The organism is Dyella sp. OK004, from assembly GCF_900114495.1.
Classification (GTDB): Bacteria; Pseudomonadota; Gammaproteobacteria; order Xanthomonadales; family Rhodanobacteraceae; genus Dyella_D.
The window spans coordinates 68,961-88,514 of the sequence record NZ_FOZI01000006.1 but is presented as its reverse complement, the minus strand read 5'-3'; the positions used below and the strand labels follow the sequence as shown (position 1 = coordinate 88,514).

Sequence of the window (19,554 nt, the reverse complement as noted above, 5' to 3'; positions counted from 1 at the left end):
ACGCTCTGGCCTCTCTCCCGAACGCGGCGAAAGCCGGGCGAGGTGCGCATGCACGGTGAATACAAAATGCCCGGCGGCAAGCTGGTGGTGATCGATCTGGAAATCCACGCCGGCCGCCTGCAACAGGTTCAGCTCAGCGGCGATTTTTTCCTGGAACCGGACAGCGCGCTGCATACGATCAATGCCGCCCTCGAAGGCCAGCCCGCCACCGCCAACGAAGCTGCGCTCGCCAACGCGATCCAGGCTTCGCTGGCTGCCGACGTGCTGATGTACGGCATCTCTCCCGAGGCCATCGCCGTGGCCGTACGCCGCGCCCTGCACGAGGGAGCGGATGCATGAGCCGCAGCGCATGGAGCGACCACTCCTGGCAGCTCATCCATACCGCGCCGCAGTCACCGGCTTTGCACATGGCGCTGGACGAAGTGCTGACTGACGAAGTCGCCGCTGGCCACCGCATGCCGACGCTGCGCGTATGGGAATGGGCAGCACCTGCGATCGTGATCGGTCGTTTCCAGTCGCTGCGCAACGAAGTGGACAGCGTGGCGGCGCGGCGCCACGGCATTGAGGTGGTACGGCGTATCAGCGGTGGCGGCGCCATGTTCATCGAACCAGGTAACACCATCACCTATTCGATCTACGCGCCACTGAGCCTGGTCGAAGACCTGTCCTTCCAGGAGGCCTACGCCCTGATGGATGCCTGGGTCATTGAAGCGTTGGCCGATCTTGGCATCAAGGCGTGGTATCAGCCGCTCAACGACATCGCTTCGGAGGCTGGCAAGATCGCCGGTGCCGCACAGGCACGTCGCGGCAACGCAGTGTTGCATCACGTCACCATGGCCTACGACATCGACGCGGCCAAGATGCTGGAGGTGTTGCGCATCGGCCGCGAAAAACTCTCCGACAAAGGTACGGCCAGCGCAGCCAAACGGGTCGACCCCCTGCGCAGCCAGACCGGCCTGCCGCGCGAAGCGGTGATCGCACGCATGATCGAAACCTTTCGGAGCCGACACGGCCTGCACCTTGACCTAATCCGCTCGAACGAAATGGAACAGGCCGAAGCACTGGTAAAGCGCAAGTTCGCCCATCAGGCGTGGACGGCCGAGGTACCCTAGAGGGAACTTAGCTTTACCAGTCGACATCGAAGCTGGTGTGCACGCCAGCCCCGGTCACTCGTTACCGGAGGCGTCCCCGGAGTCCATATGAACACCAAGCTCACTCTCGCCACGCTCGCCCTCGGCTTGCTGATGGCTACTGCCCAGGCGCAGACTGCCGCTCCGTTGAACCTCAAGCTGCCGCCCGGCAGCGTGCCGGCATCGAGCAGCAGTGCCGCTACCGCCAGCGACAGCAACAGCAACAGCAACAGCAAGAGCGATGACACGTCTCAAGCCAGCGACACCCAGGCCAAAACCAGTCCGCCGAAAGGCGTGGCTTCTTCCGGCAACCAGTCGCCGCCACGCCCCGCTCCTGGCGTCTATTACGGCGACACCAGCGGCCGCACCTCGGCCGACGATGAAGCCGATGCGCGGCCGCGCTGCGACGACGCTACCTACAACCAGCCCCAGGTCCACGGCAGCGTCGGCATGGGCGTGGTGACCGGAAACCACTGGGGTTCGGGCACCTACAACTCCGGCGCCGTGAACATCACCCAGCGCACCGGCAGCTGCGACCATCCCACCGGCGGCATCGGTCTTTCCATCGGTGTCAGCCGTTTCAACGGGCGCTGAGCAAGTCCCGACGCAATATCTCTCGACAGGCGCCGCCATAAGCCGGTCCCGCACGTAACCCTCGAAAGTTCTTAGAAAGAGTGGCCCGGCAGACTGCCGTCCATGTTGATAAACCACCCTGCCTTCCTGCGGCCCGTTGCCGCTCCGCTGAGTTTCCGCCCGTGATCCAGAATGTCGAATTCCGCTTCGAGGGCGGCCGCAGCGGCGTGCTGTTGATCCACGGCCTGACCGGTACGCCGGCCGAAATGCGCCTGGTCGGCAAGGGCCTGAACCGTGCCGGTTTCAGCGTGTATGGCATGCAGCTGGCTGGCCACTGTGGTGACGCCGATGACTTGCTCGCCACTGACTGGCTTGACTGGTACGCCAGCGTCGAAGCCGCCGCCGAGCAATACCGTAAGGAAGTCGACCACCTGTTCGTTGCCGGCCTGTCGATGGGCGCCGTGCTCGCGCTCAAGCTCGCTGCCGATCATCCGGACTGGGTGAAGGGCGTGGGCGTATATGGCGCCACCTTCCGCTACGACGGCTGGGCCACGCCGTGGTACGGCAAGTTTTCGTTCCTGCTGCCGCTGGCGAACAAGCTCGGCATCGGCAAGAAGTGGATGGTGCACGAAGCCGAACCCTACGGCCTGCGCGACGAGCGCATCCGCGCGCAGATCAGTTCGCTGATGCTGGGTGGCGACAGCGCGGCCGCCGGCCTGCCGGGCAATCCGTGGCCTTCGCTGGCCGAGATGTACAAGATGGCCGCGGCGGTTCGCCGCGACCTGCCCAAGGTGACCGCGCCCTGCCTGATCGCGCACGCCACCGAAGATGACATTGCGAGCGTGGACAATGCACGCCTGGTCGAGCGCTCGGTGTCGGGCCCGGTGGAGATGCTGCTGCTGGAAGACAGCTATCACATGATCACCATCGATCGTGAGCGTCGCACCCTGATCGACCGTTCCGCCGAATTCTTCGGCAAGGTCGCCGACACCTACGAACCCGTCGCGCGCGCCGCGGCCTGAGGAGTTTCCGTGACTCCCCTGGCTGTCTTCCTGTGGCTGTTCAACGTCACGCTCGATACCGTCGGCCAGCTCGCCTTCAAGGCTGCCGCCGGCGATCCGGCTGCGGGTGACGGCCTGGCGCGCTGGCGCTATATGGCGTCGCGACCGTGGTTGTGGGTGGGCATCGTTTCCTACGTCGCCGAGTTCCTGGTGTGGATCGCCTTTCTATCGCTGGTCGACCTGTCGGAAGGCGTGCTGCTCGGCTCGATCAATATCGTGGTGATCATGATCGCGGGACGCATTCTGTTCCGCGAAAAACTCACCCCGCTGCGCGTCACCGGCATTCTGCTGGTCACCGCCGGCGTTGCCATTGTGGGGGTGGCCGGTGGAGGCTGATCGCTCGAAGCCTGCTCGTATGGGGCGTTTCTATTTCTTCGGCTTCCTGATCCTGGTGGCGTTCGACACCGTAGTGCAGCTGAGCTTCAAATACGCCGGCAACCACGCGTTTCCGCCAGAAGCGAACTGGGCGTGGATCGTGCGCGTGTTCGGCCATCCGTGGATCTACCTTGCGGTGATCGGCTACATCGGCAACTTCTTCACCTGGATGACGTTGCTCAAGCACGCGCCGATCGGTCCGGCTTTCGCGGTGACGCATCTGGAAGTAGTCAGCGTGATGATCTTCTCGATCTGGCTGTTCAACGAGCCACTGACTTGGTCGCGGGTGATTGGCGCGCTGGTGATCGTCGCCGGCATCGTCTGTCTGGCGTTCGCTGAAACCGGCGCACATCCCGAGAACGATCCGCCTACCGAAGCGAAGGGCGCGTTGGGCGTCGCCGCGGGAGACTGAGCGCATGCGCCGCGAGCTGCCGCCCACTGCCGGCCTGCCGCTGCGCTTCCGCGATCTGCTGCCAGGCGGTACGTCATTCGCCGAACGCATGGCGTCGTGGCTCGGTGTGGCACAGGTGCAACTGGAATGCTCTGGCACCGCCGCGATGGTGGTGGCATTGACCGCCATGCACAGGCTGCAGCCGGACCGCCACGAAGTGATCGTGCCCGCCTGGACCTGCCCACTGGTGGCGTGGGCGATCCATCGCGCAGGCCTCAAGCCACGGCTCTGCGATCTCGCGCCCAATCATTTCGACATGGACGCCACACAGCTCGCCACACTCTGCGGCAACGACACGCTGGCCATCGTGCCGACGCATCTCGCTGGCCGCGTAGCCGACGTGCAACTCGCTGTGGATCTGGCCCATGGCTGCGGCGCTTATGTGCTCGAAGACGCCGCACAAGCACTGGGTGCGCAACAGGGCGGCCACAGCGTCGGCCTGCTCGGTGACGCCAGCTTCTTCAGTCTGGCCGTAGGCAAGGGGCTGACCCTGTATGAAGGCGGCGTACTGATCGCGCGCGATACGGTGCTGCGCGATGCTTTTGCACGCAGCCGCGCGGAAGTCATTCGTCCCAGTTGGCGCATGAGCCTGCAACGTGCGCTGGAGCTGATCGGCTACGCCGTGGTCTATCGCCCGTCCCTGCTTGCACTGGCCTATGGGGATCCGCTGCGCAAAGCGCTGGCGGAAGGCGACCCCGTGGCGGCTGTCGGCGACGATTTCGGCCCAGACATTCCGCTGCATCCACTGGGCAGCTGGCGCCAGACCGTCGGCACGCATGCCCTTGCGCGCTTGCCAGCCTTCATCGATACCACGCGTCAGCAAGCCATACGGCGTATCGCAAAGCTGCGTGAGTTACCGGGCGTGACGGTGTTCGGCGATGCCGAAAACACGCGGGGAGTGTGGCCCTTCCTGCTGCTTACCTTGCCCAGCGAGAAAGCACGCGAAGCGGCGCTACAGACGCTATGGACTTCGGGCCTCGGCGTCAGCCGCCTGTTTATTCACGCCCTGCCCGACTACGGCTATCTGTGCGACATCGTGCCCGACGCTGACCTGCCCAACGCCCGCGACTTCGCCGCGCGTTCGCTCACCATCACCAACAGCCCGTGGTTGCGCGATGACGAATTCGAGACCATCTGCGGCAGGCTTGAACGCGCACTAACGACTACCTGACCTCCCGCGCTTGATCTTCACGCAACGGCAGACCGCAGCTTTCTCCGCGTACTGTTGAACGCAGGCGGGCTACGCCGCTCGCCATGCGTCAAACGCTGCTTTCCGCAATGGCAGCCAGCAGCCGCGTATTCAACGCACGCTGCTGCATCTGCCACGCATCCAGCTCGCTTTGCGGGATCGGCTCCTGGCCATCCATGCCGCTGAGCAGGCGCTTCCACCAGGTGCGATAGGTGTAAGCCGAGACTTCGCCATTGATGTCGCTGGCGACAATGCGGCCGCGCAGTGCCTCGATGATGGTCATCGCGTGATGCTCTTCGATGCGCCCCTGGTCCCAGTTGGTACGCGCGGTGTCGATGCTGAAAGCGTCTTTGTCGATCGACAGATACGTAGCCTGCGGCGCACGGCGCAACTGCTGGATGAAGGCACAGGTCAGCGCATCGGGATCGTCGAAACGATGGAATGCATGCGTCAGACCCAGCCGCGCGGCCCAACCAACATCCACGTCCATGCACCAGTAGCTCAGCTTGCCCGCGCGCAATGGCTGCAGGTAGTTCTCCCAGGCGTGCTTGGCACCGATATCACCCGACGTAATGCCAACCACATGCACGTGGCTGACGTAAGGCAGCATGGCCACTTTGCGCACCCATGACCCGCAATGGATACCCCACGGGAAACGCATGTTGTCCGGATGGTTGTCGAACACCACCAGCTGGAACGGTCCACGCGCACGCTGTCGCTCCACCAACGGCCAGGTCAGGTGGTGATAGTCGCCCGACCCCATCAGCACCGTGCCGTAGTCAGCGGGTGCACTCGCGTCGAGATGGCGACGCAAGCGTTCGAAGGTGCGCAAGGTGCAGCCAAAGCGGATCGCCTCCTGCCAGTCGACCAGCGGCAGGGTCGTGGCACCGGGGATCTCGCCGACCGAGCCGTCGAAATCCAGAATCAGCGGATCACGTTTGCGCATTGCCCTGCTTCGCCCATTGACTGTCACTTTCAAAGAAACGCCCCAGCCGCCGTGCCAACATGCGCAACAACGGATTGCGCAAATAGATCGCGTGCCGGGTCAGGGTAAAACTCGCGCCGAGATAGGACTTGATTTCGGGATCGGTCCAACCGGCCACATAGTGCGTCAGCCCCTGGTCGCGTGCCCAGGCCAGATTATGGAACCAGCTGGTAAAATACAGGTTGTGCTCGCGTGCTTGCGGATAGACAAAACCCACGTATTTGTCGATCAGCTTGCCATCAACCACGAAGCACAGGTTCCAGCCGATCATCTCACCCTGGTGGTGATAGATGAACGCGACGCCTCCATGGCTGGCATCGCGAAGCACCGCGGCAAAGAAATCGCGGCTGAGCTTGTCGAAATGGATTTCGCTCTGCGCATACACGTTCTCGTAAAGACGGTAGTACGTATCCACCATCGCATCGTTCGCGAAACGTGCGTCGCCGCAGGCCACGGCCTCCACTTCTACGTCGTCGCGCTTGCGCAACTTGCGGCGAATATCCTTGCGCCGCCCCGATGACAACCGGGCGAGGTATTCATCCTCGCTGGCGAAATCGATCGGCACATATGCCAACGCCTGCCCTTCCAGCAATACAAACCCTTCGGCCTGACAGGCCGCAGCGAAACGTGCGGACCAGTCGCGACTGGAGGCATCGCACAGCGGCGAATCCTGCGGAATGTCCTTTACGATCATCAGGCGCTGCCCACGGCCGAGGCGGGCACGCAACTGACCCGGCAAACCGGTCGCGTCGGCCGCGCGAGGAAACAGCGCGTACTCCGACACCGTGGTTCCCACAAACGCGGTGCGCCAGCGCAGCAGCCGCCCCCACCATCGATAACCCGGCGCCTGCATCACCCGCTGCCGCACCTCGGCATCCGCCGTTGTAAGCAGATCGAACGACGCCACAAAGGCTGGCGTCCCCGCCGCCTCCAGCACTTGAAAACCGATGGGGGGATGCTCGACAAACCCGGCGACTAGCGCATCCGGTTCGAGCTGATTGAGATACCGCACAAAGGGATTCCGCCAAGCGTAAGCGCATAGCATACGACCCAACGGGTAAAAGCAGTGCCGGCGGCTCCTGCTTCTTCGCTTTTGACCTTGGGGGCCAGGGTTTCTATGCGGCGATGCGGGCCGGAGGAATGAGCCCGCATGGCAGAAGGGCGCCCCCCCCCTGCAACGCCCCCATAAGATTCACGAAAGGCAACCGATGCAGGATGCCCGCCGGACCCCACCCAAGCGTCGGCATTTCTGGACAAGGCGGCGACACTTCGTCAGGCTTGAAATGATCGGCCCCGGGCCGGCACCCTCACTTTTGGCGCCATGGAATCCAGGACAACAAACATGAGCAACGTACAGCAGGAAACCTTCGAGATCATCGCCAAACAGGCGAAGATCGACATCGACACCATCAAGCCCGAGTCCACGCTCAAGGAGCTGGGTGTCGCCTCGCTGGACGCCATCGAGGTGATCTTCGATATCGAGGAACACTTCGACATCCAACTGCCCAATGAAGATGCCGATTTCGACAACGGCACCGTGGGCCAGCTGGTCGCCGCCGTCGAGCGCCAGATCGCCACGAAAAAGAGCACCGAATAAGTCACATGCGCCGTCTCGTCATCACCGGCATGGGCGCCATCTGCGCGCTCGGACACGATGCGCCCTCCACCTGGAAGGCCATGACCGAGGGCCGCAGCGGTATCGGCCCGATCCATCACATCCTGCCGGGCCAGTTGCGCAACGGCGGTATCGCGGCCGAGGTCAACGACTTCGACCCGTCCAACTACTTCGACGAGTCGCGGCTCAACCAGCTCGACCCGGTGAGTCAGTACGCGCTGGTCGCGGCCCGCGAGGCGATCCGCCAATCCGGCCTGACGTTCGAGGGTGAGCGCGCGTCGCGCACGGCGGTGGTGGTGGGTACGGGTGTGGGTGGCGAGACGACACGCGACGACCAGTACGAGAAGCTTTATGGCGAGCACTCCGGGCGTTTCCATCCGCTCGGCATCATTCGCATGATGATGAACGCGCCGGCGAGCCAGATCAGCATGGTGCATGGCATCACCGGTCCGGCCTTCGCGCTGGCCAGCGCTTGCTCTTCATCCAACCATGCGTTCGCGCAGGCAGCGATGATGATCCGCGCCGGCCTGGTGGACGCGGCCGTGGTTGGCGGCACCGAGGCCTGCATCACGCTCGGCACCTTGCGCGCGTGGGAAGCTATGCGCGTGCTGGCGCCGGATACCTGCCGCCCCTTCAGCAGCGGTCGCCGCGGCATCGTGCTGGGCGAAGGCGCCGGCATGTTCGTGCTGGAAACGCTGGAGCAGGCGCAGGCGCGCGGCGCCAACATCCTGGCCGAGCTGACCGGTACCGGCATGAGTTCGGACGCGGGCGACATCGCTGCACCGTCCGAACTGGGCGCGGCCACCGCCATTGTCAATGCGTTGCGCGACAGCGAGATGTCGCCCTCCGAAGTCGACTACATCAATGCGCACGGCACCGGCACCATTGCCAACGACAGCACCGAGACGCGGGCGATCCACCGGGTGTTCGGCGAGCATGCACGTGCACTGGCGATCTCCTCCACCAAGCCTATGCACGGTCACGCCCTGGGCGCTGCCGGCGCTCTTGAATTGATTGCCGTGATCGGCGCGCTGCGCGACGGCATCGTGCCGCCAACGCTGGGCTATCTCGGCCCCGATCCGGCCTGCGATCTGGACTACGTGCCTCACGAAGCCCGTCGGATGCCGGTGCATGCGGCCATCAGCAACTCGTTTGCTTTCGGTGGACTTAACGCTGTCATAGCGCTACGCCGGGTCCCTTGATACAGGAGCCCACTCTGTGGGCAACTACGACCTCAAGCGCCGTCGGTGCCGAGTCAAACCAGCAAAGGCAATAGCTGCTCCCGGCTAAGCCGTGCGATGGGCAGTTCACCCGGCTGCGCAGGATCGATCCAGCACAGCGATTCGATCTCGGCCCGCGCTTCAAATGAGCCATCGGCTTTCACTTCGTAAATCACCGCTTCGACCGTGCAGCCTGGCTCGTTCGCTGCCGGCGCGCTGAAACGGCCGAGCAAACGGGCACCGTCGCGCTGCATGATGCAGCCCAGCTCTTCCTGCAGCTCACGAGCCAGAGTGTGCAGATCGTCGCGATCGCCCGCATCGCGCTTGCCACCGGGCTGCTGGAATACGGCCGCACCGCGCTTGCGCACCAACAGCACACGGCCTTCGTCGTCGCGGATCACCGCTGCGACGATGTCGATACGCCGCAGCGCCAGACCGTCGCTCATAGCCGCGTATAGGACCAGGACTGCATGCGGCCGTCCTTGTAAGGCATGACGCCGTGGAACGGACGCGGGTCGCCATCGAATACCAGAGGCAGGAAATGGCGATCGCCCTCCCACATCGGCAGCTCCATCAGGCGATCCACATCCACCCATTCCAGCGTGCCTTCGTGGTTGCCGGCGTGCGGCTCGCCGCTATAGCGGTCGATGATGAAGATGAAGCCGAGCCAATCCTCACCGTGCTTGCCAAAGCCGGGCCAGTTGAGCGTGCCGCGCAGTTGCATGGACTCGCAGTGGATGCCCGCCTCTTCATGAATTTCGCGGTGCATGCAAGCGGCGATGTCCTCGCCCGGCTCCATCTTGCCGCCGAGACCGTTGTATTTGCCAAGGTGCAGATCGTCCTGGCGCGCATTGCGGTGGATCATCAGTACCTGGCGGCGATCTGGCGAGAGCACATAGCCCAGCGTGGCGACAATGGGGGTGTAAGGCATGGTCTGGTGCGCAACGAAAAACAGCAGTTTACGCATTGGGACTGAATGACGCAGCCGACCGGGCTTGCGCGTATCGCACCCGGCCGGCGACCATCGGCTTATGTCAGCCCTCGCCATCCACCGCCCGCTTAGCCGCGGACTGCTCCCGTGCTGGCTCATAATCCTGGCCCTGCTGGGCGGCCTTGCCGGCTGCTCGCGCCAAGCGCAGGCGGTGGACAGCGATGATGTGGTGTTCGACAGCCAGACTTTCCGGGTGGTCAGCGTGGACCTGGACCGCGAGGCGCTGAGCCTGCACTGGAAGGACCCGGAGGGCGGCCAGCCCTATGGCGACATTGAAACCCTGCGCCAATGGGGCATTGCGCACGACCGGCGCCTGCTGTTCGCCGCCAATGCGGGTATCTACGACCGCCAGTTCGCCCCGCTGGGCCTGTATGTGGAACACGGCAAGACACTGGTGCCGCTGAACCTGGTGCGTGGCAATCCGGCGGCGGGTAATTTCTCGATCCAGCCCAACGGTGTCTTCGTGATTTATCCAGATGGCACCGCGGCTGTGCGCGCCAGCACCGACTTCAAGACGGATGCAAAAGCTGCGCAATGGGCCACCCAGTCAGGGCCGATGCTGTTAATCAACGGCCAGGTCAACGACCGCTTCGTCGACGACTCCGCCAGCCTGAAATGGCGCAGCGGCGTGTGCGCCAAAACACCGCATAAAGTGATCTTCGCGGTGAGCGAGGCGCCAGTGAATTTCCATACCTTCGCCCGCCTGTTCCGCGATGAACTCGGCTGCCGCGACGCGCTGTATCTGGATGGCACCATCTCGCAGTTCTATGTGGATGGCGACGGCTACGCCGGCGCGCCGACCTTCATGGTCAAGCCCTACGCAGGCATCTTCGCCGTCTTTACCAGCGAGAAGCCCTGACACCTACCTGTGCGCGAAACAGCCCGAGAGGGCCGCGCTTTGCAAAACCGGCCCTGCTGCGCGGGGCTTTCGCGCACAGGGTGCGCTCCTACAGCCATCGCATTGCCCTGCGTCATGGACCGGATCCGCAGCGCGGGTACACTCGCTGCACTCCCTCCAGAGGCTGCCGGTTCGATGACGACCCCACGACGCTTCCGCTGGCTGCGCCTCCTGTTCCTGACCCTGCTGATCCTGTTGATCGGCGTACTCGCGACAGGCTGGTATCTGTTGGCCGGCAGCCGCGCGAAGCTGGATGGCGCGGTGACCGACGCCGGATTGCAGGACAGCGTGAGCATCAGCCGCGACGCGCTGGGCACGGCGACGATACAGGGCAAGAACCGTGACGATGTGAGCTTCGCGCTGGGCTATGTGCATGCGCAAGAACGCTATTTTGCGATGGATCTGATGCGCCGCCTGCCCGCCGGTGAACTGGCCGAGCTGGTCGGTCCCGCCGCGGTCGACACCGACCTCAACCATCGCCGCCATCGCCTGCGCGCCACCGCCGAGGCGGCGTATGCGCAACTTCCGCCCGATCAGAAGAACGTACTGGACCGCTACACCGCCGGCGTCAATAAAGGACTGGCCGATCTGCACGTGAAGCCTTGGGAATACTTTCTACTCGGCACGCAACCACAGCCGTGGCATCCGCAGGACAGTTTTCTGGTCATCGCGGCGATGTATCTGGATTTGAACGGCGATGGGCGCAATGAGCGCGAACTCAGTTTCGCGCAAATGCGTTCCGTGCTGCCCAAGTTGCTGGTCGATTTCCTGCTTTCGCCCGACCCCGACTGGGAGGCACCGCTCAAAGGCGATCTGTCACGCCCACCGGTGATTCCGGGCGAGGATGTTTTCAATCTACGCGACCTGCCCTCCGCATCGCAGGCAGATGCGCGTGCGCTGGCCGCCGCACTGGCGCCCGCGTTGGATCAGTCGCTCCCCGGCAGCAACAACTTTGCTGTCGCTGGCAACCTTACTGAGAGCGGCGCGGCCATTCTCGCCAACGACATGCATCTAAGTCTGCGCGTGCCGAACATCTGGTTCCGCGCGCGTTTGCGTTATGCCGATTCCGCCGCGCCCAATGGGCAGCGCGATGCCGTCGGCGTCACCCTGCCCGGCACGCCCGCACTGATCGCGGGCTCCAACGGACAGGTCGCCTGGGGTTTCACCAACAGCTATGGCGACTGGCTGGATTGGGTGCGCGTACTGCGCGATCCTGATAACGCGACGCGCTACAAGGTGCCCGAAGGCTGGGCGGCCATCGAAACGCACGATGAGATCATCCGCATCAAGGGCGAGCCATCGCGAACGCTCAAGGTCGAGAGCACGCGCTGGGGACCGATCCTGGCCAAGGACGCCGACGGCACCCCGCTGGCGCTGGCATGGATCGCCGATCTGCCGCGCGCCTACAACCTGGAGATGATGCAGCTGGAACACGCCACCAGTGTTACGGCTGCGCTGGACCTCGCACCGCGCATGGGTATGCCACCGCAGAACCTGCTCGCGGCCGATAGCGCCGGCAATATCGGCTGGACCGTTACCGGCAATAGCATCCCGCTGCGCACTGGTTTCGATCCGCTACTGCCCGCTGACTGGTCGCAACCCGGCACTGGCTGGCAGGGCTGGGCAGCACCCGGGCAGTATCCGCGGATCGAGCATCCCACCGACGGGCGTCTATGGACCGCCAACAACCGCACCGTCGATGGCGCCGATCTGGAATTGCTCGGCGAAGGTGGACATGACCTCGGCGCCCGCGCTCAACAGATCCGTGACGATTTGCGTGCCCGCAACAGCTTTGCACCCGGCAACCTGCTCGACATCCAGCTCGACCATCGCGCCGTGCTGCTGACGCGCTGGCAGCGCCTGCTGCAGGACACGCTGCAGGGCACGCACGACCCCGCGTTCGAACAGTTGCGCCAGCTCACTGCATCGTGGCGCGGACGCGCGGCGATCGACAGCGTGGACTACCGCCTCGTGCGCGCCTTCCGCAGCAAAGTGCATGAAGCAGTGCTTGCGCCCTTCGTGGCGCAGGTGAAGCAGCAGCACAGCGATTTCACCTGGCCTCACCCCGGTAACCCGGAAGCAGCCGTATGGGCCATGGTGCGGGAGCGCCCTATGCATTTGCTGGACTCCCGTTACGCCGACTGGAACGTCCTGCTGCTCGATGCCGCGCATAAAGTGGTCGACGAACTCGGCCAGCAGCCTGGCGGTCTCGCCGCACGCAGTTGGGGCGAGGTGAACCGCACCTCCATCAGGCATCCCCTGTCGCGCGCACTGCCGGGCTTCGTCGGCCGCCTGCTGGATATGCCGGACGAACCGGTTGCCGGCGACGACAACATGCCGCGCGTCGCCAAGCCCGGCTTCGGCGCCTCCGAACGTATCGATGCGATGCCAGGGCACGAGGCGCAAAGCATCCTGCACATGCCGGGTGGCCAGAGCGATAACCCGCTATCGCCGTTTTACGGCGCAGGCAACGACGACTGGGTCAATGGACGCCCTACGCCGCTGTTGCCCGGACCCGGTCAGCACAGTTTGATGCTGGAGCCAGGCAAGGCGCATTGAACTTGTCGCGATCACGCGACGAACTCGGACTCATCCATGTGGAATCGTTGAATTCAGCGGTATTCGCGGCACAAATAATCATTTGGACGTCCAAAAAGGCTATCCAAAATTTTCACCAGATGATGGGATAGGTGTGCAGCAACTCGGACAGGCCATCGGGCTGCACGATCAATATGGCCTACCTTTCTTCAGGAGCATTGACATGGAAATCAACAAGACACGGTCTCGCACCATTCAAACGGCCGTCAAACGTCTCGCGCCCGCATGTGCGTTCGCCGCCCTACTGAGTGTCGGCCAAGCCCACGCGCAGCAATCAACGTCGCTGGACAGCGCCGTTACCACCGCCACCAACTGGGCGGCGCAGGCAGATCGCGACCAGGCCGATGCCATGTGGCAGGCCAGCAATCCGGCGATGCAAAAGAGCGTGAGCAAGGCGGACTGGAGCAAATACGTCGATGGCCTGAAAAAACAGTTCGGTGCCACCCAAAGCCGCACCTGGCTGCAGATCGGCCGCGTGGAGAATCCCAATGGCCTTCCGCCCGGCGAGTACTTGAACGTGGCCTTCGCCGCCAAGCACGCCACGGCGCCCACGCTGGAAACCGTCTCGCTGGCGAAGACTCCCAGCGGCTGGTCGCCGGTGGGTTATGTGGTCCGCGCTATCCCTGCCACTCCGCCACCGGCTGCGCCGGCAGGTGCTCCCGCTGGCGCCAAGCCCGCCAAATAAGGTGGGCTCTTTGCAACGGTGCACCCATAGTGCGCCGTTGCTGCGGCACTTACCCCAGCAGGCGCTCGCAGATGGCCTGATACAAGCTAGGAAGTTTTTCGAGATCGCTCACCAAAACGCACTCATCCACTTTGTGGATGGTTGCGTTGACCGGCCCCAACTCCACGACTTCGGCGCCCAGCGGAGCGATAAAGCGTCCATCCGAGGTGCCACCGCCAGTACTCTGTTCCGGCTCGATGCCGCACAGCTCGCGACACACGTCTACCACGGTGTCGCGCAGCGCGCCGCCCGCCGGGCTGAGAAAGGGCTCGCCTGAGAGATTCCAGTCGATCCGATAATCCAGGCCGTGCTTGCTTAGCATCGCCTCGGTACGCGCACGCAGATCTTCGGCACGGCTGGCCGTGCTGTAGCGGAAGTTAATCAACGCAGTGAGCGTGCCCGGAATCACATTGCTGGCGCCGGTGCCGGCATTGAGGTTGGATACCTGAAATGACGTCGACGGGAAATCCGCATTGCCTTCGTCCCAACGTTCCGCCGCCAGCTCGGCCAGCGCAGGTGCAAAGGCATGAATAGGGTTCTTCGCCTTCTCCGGATAGGCCACGTGGCCTTGCACGCCGTGCACCGTCAGGGTGCCAGAAAGCGAACCACGCCGCCCTACGCGAATCAGATCGCCCAGCGTCGTTTTCGATGAAGGCTCGCCCACCACGCACCAGTCGATGCGCTCCCCGGTGCTACGAAGATGCTCAGCAACCCGGCGTACGCCATCGAGATTGGTCGGTCCCTCTTCGTCGCTGGTCATCAGAAAGCCTACGCGCCCGCGATGATCCGGATGCGCCGTTACAAACTGCTCCAACGCCACTGCCATAGCCGCGACCGAACCTTTCATGTCAGCCGCACCGCGGCCGTAGAGGTGACCGTCGCGCACGACCGGCTCGAACGGGTCGCTTTGCCACTGACCGACGGGTCCCGTAGGAACCACGTCGGTATGACCGAGAAACATCAGCAAGGGGCCGCCTTCGCCATGTGTGGCCCACAGATTGTCGACCTCGCCGTAACGCAAGTGCTCCACGGTAAAGCCCACCCGGGCGAGCCGCTCGGCCAACAACGCCTGACAACCCACATCATCAGGCGTGACCGAAGGACGACGGATCAATTCAGCGGTGAGATCGAACACGGCAGACATGGCATTCCTTGAAGATGAAACGTTTGCGGCCCGCGTAGGCTAGGCCCCGCCGCTGAGCGCTGTCGATGCCATGGCCACGGCGTGCGGCCGGCTCACTCCGGCTCGGCTTCGCGTTGCCCAAGATAGATCAGCGCACCAAGCAACAATGCCACTAGCCGGAACGATGTCTCGATGCCGTTCCACTGCGAAGACATCCACATGCCGAACCACTCGCCGCCGATCGCCATGAAGCCCACCAACCACAGCGCCACGCCTGAGCTCAGCCCCATCACTGCCAGCCCCTTCGATCGCTGAAACAGGGCCGCTGGCGCGTGGCGGCGACGCCACATGCGCCACATCCCAACCCAGCAAAGTGCCGCTGTGATCACCTGCACGGCGATGATCAGCACATAAGCGCTGTGCTGCAGCAATGGCGAGGCGATCGCGCGATAGTGAATGCCGGAGTCCGGGAAAATCGTATCCATCGCCAGTACGTGCCGAACAAAGCTGAAATTGGTGCCGTAGTCGGTGATATTGCCGAGAGCCACCAGGCTGATCAGCAGAGCAAGTGCTGCGACCATCACGATTTTCGAGAGACGCAGCGGCACGTCAGCGCACGAACAGTTTCTTGAAGCCGTTATCGCTGAAGCCCACGCTGACCGAACCATCGGCCTGCACCACAACGGGGCGGCGGACCAACGCGGGATATTCCTTCAGCAGCAGCGTCCACTCAGGGTCGCTTTCGGGATTCTTGCGCTGTGGCAGCAGATTGCGCCAGGTAGTGCCGGCCTTGTTGACCAGCTTCTCCCAGCCGCCGAGTTGTTGCGCCCAGTCTTTCAGCGTGGCGGCGGGAACCGGGTTGGCGCGATAGTCGACAAAGGCATGCGCGACCTCGAAACGGTTGAGCCAGTTGCGCGCTTTTTTGCAGGTATCGCAGTTCGGCAGGCCGTAGAGCGTGAGGCTCATTCCGCACTCCGCAGCAGTTCATTGATGCCGGTCTTACCGCGCGTCTTCTCGTCCACCTGCTTGACGATGATGGCGGCGTAGAGACTATGCGAGCCATCCTTCGATGGCAGGCTGCCGGCCACCACTACGCTGCCCGCAGGCACGCGACCGTAGCTGACTTCGCCGGTGGCGCGGTTGTAGATGCGGGTGGACTGGCCGAGGAACACACCCATGCCGATCACACTGCCCTTCTCTACCACCACGCCCTCCACCACTTCGGAGCGCGCGCCGATGAAGCAGTTGTCTTCGATGATGGTCGGATTGGCCTGCAGCGGTTCCAGCACACCGCCGATGCCGACGCCGCCGGAAAGATGCACCCCTGCACCGATCTGCGCGCAGGAACCGACCGTGGCCCAGGTATCGACCATGGTGCCGGCGCCCACGTAGGCGCCGATATTGACGTAGCTTGGCATCAGCACTGCGTCTTTCGCCACGTGCGCGCCGCGCCTTACCAGCGCGCCAGGCACAACGCGTGCGCCCAGGCCTTGCAACTCTGAGTCGTTGCCGTGCGCGAAGCGCAGCGGCACTTTGTCGAAAGCCAGCGCCGGACCGCCATCGACCACGCGATTGCCGTTGATGCGGAAGTACAGCAACACGGCTTTCTTGATCCACTGATTCACCGTCCAGCCACCCTTGCCATCCGGCTCGGCCACGCGGCGCTCGCCGGATTCGAGCAGTTCAAGCACCTGCTCCACGGCGGGACGCAGATGGGTGTCGATTTCCGACTGGGTGAGGTCGTTGCGACGCTCGAAGGCGTCGTTGATCAGGGATTCGATGCTTTGCATGGTGGGTTCGGATATCTGACGAATAACCCGGCCATGCTAACGGGATTGGACGCCAGGAACGAGGGGCGGATAGCAAATGCCAAGGCCCCTATGACGATATGAGCCCACGAACTGGCGTCTTCGCCGCCCGTCGCTTACCCCGCGCGTTTGGCCGTCCCCAATCGCCCGAGCAACGCGTGCAGCAGGCGGTCCTGCTGCGCCAGACTCAACGGTGCATTGCGGCGGTCGCTGATTAGAAAAAAATCTTCCACGCGCTCGCCGAACGTTGCGATGCGCGCGTCGTGCACACGTACCTCGGCCTCCATCATGGCCTGGGTCACCGCCGCCAGCAGACCCGGACGATCGCTGCAGATCAGCGAGAGGCGCGTACGGTCGCCCGCGGCGCTGAAGGCGATCTTGGGCACCACCTGAAAATGCTTAAGATGGCGCGACATGTTGCGTCGGGACGGCTGGTGCGTGTGCCCGGGTTGCGACAGTGCGCGATGCAGCCGCTGCCTGAGCTCTTCGGCGCGGTCGGCGCTGGCAGGCTGCTGGCTGTCGGCCTCCAGCAGCAGGAACGTATCCAGGGCCATGCCGTTGCGGCTGTTGAGAATGCGCGCTTCCATCACCGAGAAATGCAGGCGATCGAGCATGGCCGTTACCGCGGCGAACAGGCCGTCGCGATCCGGCGTGTAAACGAATAGCTCGGTAGTGCCGCGCACTGACAGCGGATGCACTTCGATCAACGGTGTAGCACCGTGCGAACGCAAAATGGCCGCAGTCTGCCAGGCAATCTGCTCGGGGCGATGACGCAAGAAGCTTTGCTCGGGGAAATCCGTCCATACACGCAGACTGGCGGTTTCGGGAAATCCCTCGGTCAACAGCAGCGCGAGCGCCGCTTCGCGGCATTCCTTCACGCGGTCCGCGGCATCGCGCGGCAGATCGTCGTCGCTGGCCAGCGCATAGCGGGTAGCCGTATAGAGGTCCGCCAGCAGGCGATCCTTCCAGGCATTCCACAACCTGGGACTGGTACCGATGATGTCAGCGATGGTCAGCAGGTAAAGAAGATCCAGCCGCGCACGGTCGCCGACCGCCTCGGCGAAACGCTGCACCACTTCCGGGTCGGTAATGTCCTGACGCTGCGCGGTTACGCTCATCAGCAAATGCCAGCGCACCAGCCACGCGACGAGTTCAATGTCTTCGAACGGCAGCCCGAGCTTGGCGCAGAACGCGCGCGCGTCTTCCTCGCCGAGCACGGAATGATCGCCACCGCGGCCCTTGGCGATGTCGTGGAACAAGGCCGCAAGCAGCAGCAATTCCGGTTTTTCCAAGGTGGGCCAGATGCCACAGGCGATCGGGAATTCGCCACGCGCCGCCGGGTCGGCGAAGCGCGCCACGTTGCGCAAGACGCGCAGCGTGTGTTCGTCCACGGTGTAGACGTGGAACAGGTCGTACTGCATGCGCCCGAACACTTTGCCGAAAGCCGGCAGGATCGCAGCCAGCAACCCGTGCCGGTTCATTCGCCACAACGCTTCCTCGGCCTGCGCGCCCATGCGCAGCAGCTTCAGGAAGGCAGCCATGACTTCGGGATGATCCGCCAGCGAAACACCGAAGTGCGCCGTGGCCTGATGGATACGCCGCATCGTTTCGGCAGTGAAACCTACGATGCCCGATTCACCCAGGCGCAAGGTGAACACCTCCACCAGCGCTGCGGGGCGGCGCACGAACAGATCAGGATCGCGCACGGCGATGCGCGACCCGTAACGCAGGAAATCCTCACCCACCGGCTGCGGCTCGGCCGGCGGCTCCAGCATTTCCTCGAAGCGCTCGGCGATCTGTACGCCGAGGCGCTCGACCTGGCTGGCCGCACGGTAGTAGCCCTGCATGAATTGCTCGACGCCGAGATTTTTTTCGTGCTCGTCCTCGAAGCCCAGCTGCGCAGCGAGTGCGCGCTGGTAGTCAAACAGAAGGCGCTCTTCGGCACGCCCCGCTTCCAGATGCAGCGCAAAGCGATAACGGCGCAGCGTGGCTTCCGCCTCCTCCAGCGTGGAGCGCTCGGCGGGATCGAGCAGACCTTCGTCGACCATGTCGTCGAAGTCGTCTGCGTGCGCCAGGCGACGTCCCAGCCAACGCAACGCATCGAGCGTGCGCAGGCCGCCGGGGCCGTCCTTCAGATTCGGCTCCAGGTTGTACGCCGTGTCGTTGTAGCGCGCATGACGCGCGTCGCGCTCGGCCAGACGCACCGCGAGGTAGGCGGCAGGCGGCCACAGGGCAGGATCGTCGACAATCGCCTTGAGGCTTTCCTCAAGCGCCGCATCACCGACCAGTCGCCGTGCGTCGAGCAGGCTGGTGAAGACACTGGCGTCGTGTTCGGCCAGCGCGCGGCATTGCGCTGGATCGCGGACGGCGTGCCCCACTTTCAGGCCGATATCCCACAAGGTGGCGAAACATTGTTCCAGCGCGCGCAAACGGGCTGGCTCGGCCTGCTCGACCAGCGCCAGCAAATCCACATCCGAACAGGGAAACAGCAGGCCGCGACCGAAGCCGCCCACCGCAAACAACGCGGCGCCGCTCACTTCGCCCAGGCAGGCCGTCCATACATGCACCACGATGCGAGCGACCGAATCGCCGCGACGCCGCGCCAGCGCACTGGCGTCGGCTCCATCACGAAAGGCCGTGGCCAATGCGCGGTCCACATCGCCCAGCAACTGCCGCAGCGCGCGGCGGGCCTCCGTCGACACGCCCGAGCGTGGCACCGCCGTAGGCAGGCGGGGCAAGGGCGGAAGCACGATAGCGAGAGGCATGGCGAATCAGTCAGGGCTGAGTGAAGACGTAGCGCAAGTCTGCCACGC

At 63.9% G+C, this 19,554-nt stretch carries 21 protein-coding genes; 12 read left to right on the top strand and 9 right to left on the bottom strand.

The genetic code is table 11. From position 1 onward, the window contains the following. Positions 1-48: 48 nt before the first annotated feature. From BM338_RS20470 to BM338_RS20440, 7 genes are all read left to right on the top strand, one after another. Positions 49-339, top strand: a complete 291-nt coding sequence (locus tag BM338_RS20470) for a lipoate-protein ligase small subunit (protein ID WP_090454400.1) — start codon at positions 49-51, stop codon at positions 337-339. Further along, entirely contained in the window at positions 336-1,112 is a 777-nt protein-coding gene (locus BM338_RS20465) for a lipoate--protein ligase family protein (protein WP_090454398.1), read from the top strand. Before BM338_RS20470 ends, BM338_RS20465 begins: the two co-directional genes overlap by 4 nt. Positions 1,113-1,199: 87 nt before the next feature. Next, entirely contained in the window at positions 1,200-1,724 is a 525-nt protein-coding gene (locus tag BM338_RS20460; RefSeq protein ID WP_090454396.1) for a hypothetical protein, read from the top strand. A gap of 161 nt (positions 1,725-1,885) precedes the next feature. Then, complete coding sequence (locus tag BM338_RS20455) at positions 1,886-2,725, top strand: alpha/beta hydrolase (RefSeq protein WP_090454394.1); 840 nt, start codon at positions 1,886-1,888, stop codon at positions 2,723-2,725. Positions 2,726-2,734: 9 nt separating this feature from the next. Beyond that, the gene (locus tag BM338_RS20450) at positions 2,735-3,100 is read left to right on the top strand and encodes an EamA family transporter (protein WP_090454391.1); all 366 of its coding nucleotides are present in this window, start codon (positions 2,735-2,737) and stop codon (positions 3,098-3,100) included. Between the two features lie 19 nt (positions 3,101-3,119). Continuing rightward, a complete protein-coding gene (locus BM338_RS20445; protein ID WP_090454389.1) occupies positions 3,120-3,551 on the top strand; it encodes a DMT family transporter in 432 nt (143 codons plus the stop codon). A 4-nt stretch (positions 3,552-3,555) separates the two neighbouring features. Then, positions 3,556-4,761 carry a DegT/DnrJ/EryC1/StrS family aminotransferase gene (locus BM338_RS20440; RefSeq protein WP_090454387.1) on the top strand — a complete coding sequence of 402 codons (1,206 nt, stop codon included), beginning with the start codon at positions 3,556-3,558 and terminating at the stop codon, positions 4,759-4,761. 88 nt (positions 4,762-4,849) lie between these two features. Here the strand turns inward: BM338_RS20440 and BM338_RS20435 are convergent, their stop codons facing one another. Both BM338_RS20435 and BM338_RS20430 read right to left on the bottom strand, forming a co-directional pair. Further along, positions 4,850-5,725, bottom strand: a complete 876-nt coding sequence (locus BM338_RS20435; protein ID WP_090454385.1) for a hypothetical protein — start codon at positions 5,723-5,725, stop codon at positions 4,850-4,852. Further along, positions 5,712-6,776 carry a GNAT family N-acetyltransferase gene (locus tag BM338_RS20430; protein WP_090454545.1) on the bottom strand — a complete coding sequence of 355 codons (1,065 nt, stop codon included), beginning with the start codon at positions 6,774-6,776 and terminating at the stop codon, positions 5,712-5,714. Before BM338_RS20430 ends, BM338_RS20435 begins: the two co-directional genes overlap by 14 nt. 330 nt (positions 6,777-7,106) lie before the next feature. Between BM338_RS20430 and BM338_RS20425 the strand changes: the two genes are divergently transcribed. Beyond that, on the top strand, positions 7,107-7,361 hold the full coding sequence (locus BM338_RS20425) for an acyl carrier protein (protein WP_090454383.1): 255 nt from the start codon (positions 7,107-7,109) through the stop codon (positions 7,359-7,361). 5 nt (positions 7,362-7,366) lie between these two features. Then, complete coding sequence (locus BM338_RS20420) at positions 7,367-8,581, top strand: beta-ketoacyl-[acyl-carrier-protein] synthase family protein (RefSeq protein ID WP_090454381.1); 1,215 nt, start codon at positions 7,367-7,369, stop codon at positions 8,579-8,581. A 53-nt stretch (positions 8,582-8,634) separates the two neighbouring features. On the opposite strand, the gene BM338_RS20415 is transcribed toward BM338_RS20420, so the two are convergent. After that, positions 8,635-9,045 carry an NUDIX hydrolase gene (locus BM338_RS20415; protein ID WP_090454378.1) on the bottom strand — a complete coding sequence of 137 codons (411 nt, stop codon included), beginning with the start codon at positions 9,043-9,045 and terminating at the stop codon, positions 8,635-8,637. Then, positions 9,042-9,530 (bottom strand): NUDIX hydrolase, encoded by a 489-nt coding sequence (locus tag BM338_RS20410; protein ID WP_090454542.1) that lies wholly within the window; start codon positions 9,528-9,530, stop codon positions 9,042-9,044. Before BM338_RS20410 ends, BM338_RS20415 begins: the two co-directional genes overlap by 4 nt. Positions 9,531-9,630: 100 nt before the next feature. Between BM338_RS20410 and BM338_RS20405 the strand changes: the two genes are divergently transcribed. From BM338_RS20405 to BM338_RS20395, 3 genes are all read left to right on the top strand, one after another. Beyond that, the gene (locus BM338_RS20405) at positions 9,631-10,449 is read left to right on the top strand and encodes a phosphodiester glycosidase family protein (RefSeq protein WP_177229427.1); all 819 of its coding nucleotides are present in this window, start codon (positions 9,631-9,633) and stop codon (positions 10,447-10,449) included. A 174-nt stretch (positions 10,450-10,623) separates the two neighbouring features. After that, positions 10,624-13,047 carry a penicillin acylase family protein gene (locus tag BM338_RS20400; protein WP_090454376.1) on the top strand — a complete coding sequence of 808 codons (2,424 nt, stop codon included), beginning with the start codon at positions 10,624-10,626 and terminating at the stop codon, positions 13,045-13,047. 202 nt (positions 13,048-13,249) lie between these two features. Beyond that, positions 13,250-13,771 carry a DUF4019 domain-containing protein gene (locus BM338_RS20395; RefSeq protein ID WP_090454374.1) on the top strand — a complete coding sequence of 174 codons (522 nt, stop codon included), beginning with the start codon at positions 13,250-13,252 and terminating at the stop codon, positions 13,769-13,771. A gap of 49 nt (positions 13,772-13,820) precedes the next feature. Here the strand turns inward: BM338_RS20395 and dapE are convergent, their stop codons facing one another. The 5 genes from dapE to glnD all read right to left on the bottom strand — a co-directional run bounded on the left by dapE (position 13,821) and on the right by glnD (position 19,506). Continuing rightward, positions 13,821-14,954 carry a succinyl-diaminopimelate desuccinylase gene (dapE, locus tag BM338_RS20390; protein WP_090454372.1) on the bottom strand — a complete coding sequence of 378 codons (1,134 nt, stop codon included), beginning with the start codon at positions 14,952-14,954 and terminating at the stop codon, positions 13,821-13,823. Positions 14,955-15,046: 92 nt separating this feature from the next. Then, a complete protein-coding gene (locus BM338_RS20385) occupies positions 15,047-15,601 on the bottom strand; it encodes a DUF2165 family protein (protein ID WP_255367399.1) in 555 nt (184 codons plus the stop codon). Continuing rightward, complete coding sequence (locus BM338_RS20380) at positions 15,543-15,899, bottom strand: Spx/MgsR family RNA polymerase-binding regulatory protein (protein WP_090454367.1); 357 nt, start codon at positions 15,897-15,899, stop codon at positions 15,543-15,545. The genes BM338_RS20385 and BM338_RS20380 overlap by 59 nt, the downstream gene beginning before the upstream one ends. Next, positions 15,896-16,723 (bottom strand): 2,3,4,5-tetrahydropyridine-2,6-dicarboxylate N-succinyltransferase, encoded by an 828-nt coding sequence (gene dapD / locus BM338_RS20375; protein ID WP_090454365.1) that lies wholly within the window; start codon positions 16,721-16,723, stop codon positions 15,896-15,898. The genes BM338_RS20380 and dapD overlap by 4 nt, the downstream gene beginning before the upstream one ends. A 134-nt stretch (positions 16,724-16,857) precedes the next feature. Further along, positions 16,858-19,506 carry a [protein-PII] uridylyltransferase gene (gene glnD / locus BM338_RS20370; RefSeq protein ID WP_090454363.1) on the bottom strand — a complete coding sequence of 883 codons (2,649 nt, stop codon included), beginning with the start codon at positions 19,504-19,506 and terminating at the stop codon, positions 16,858-16,860. Between the last annotated feature and the right edge of the window lie 48 nt (positions 19,507-19,554).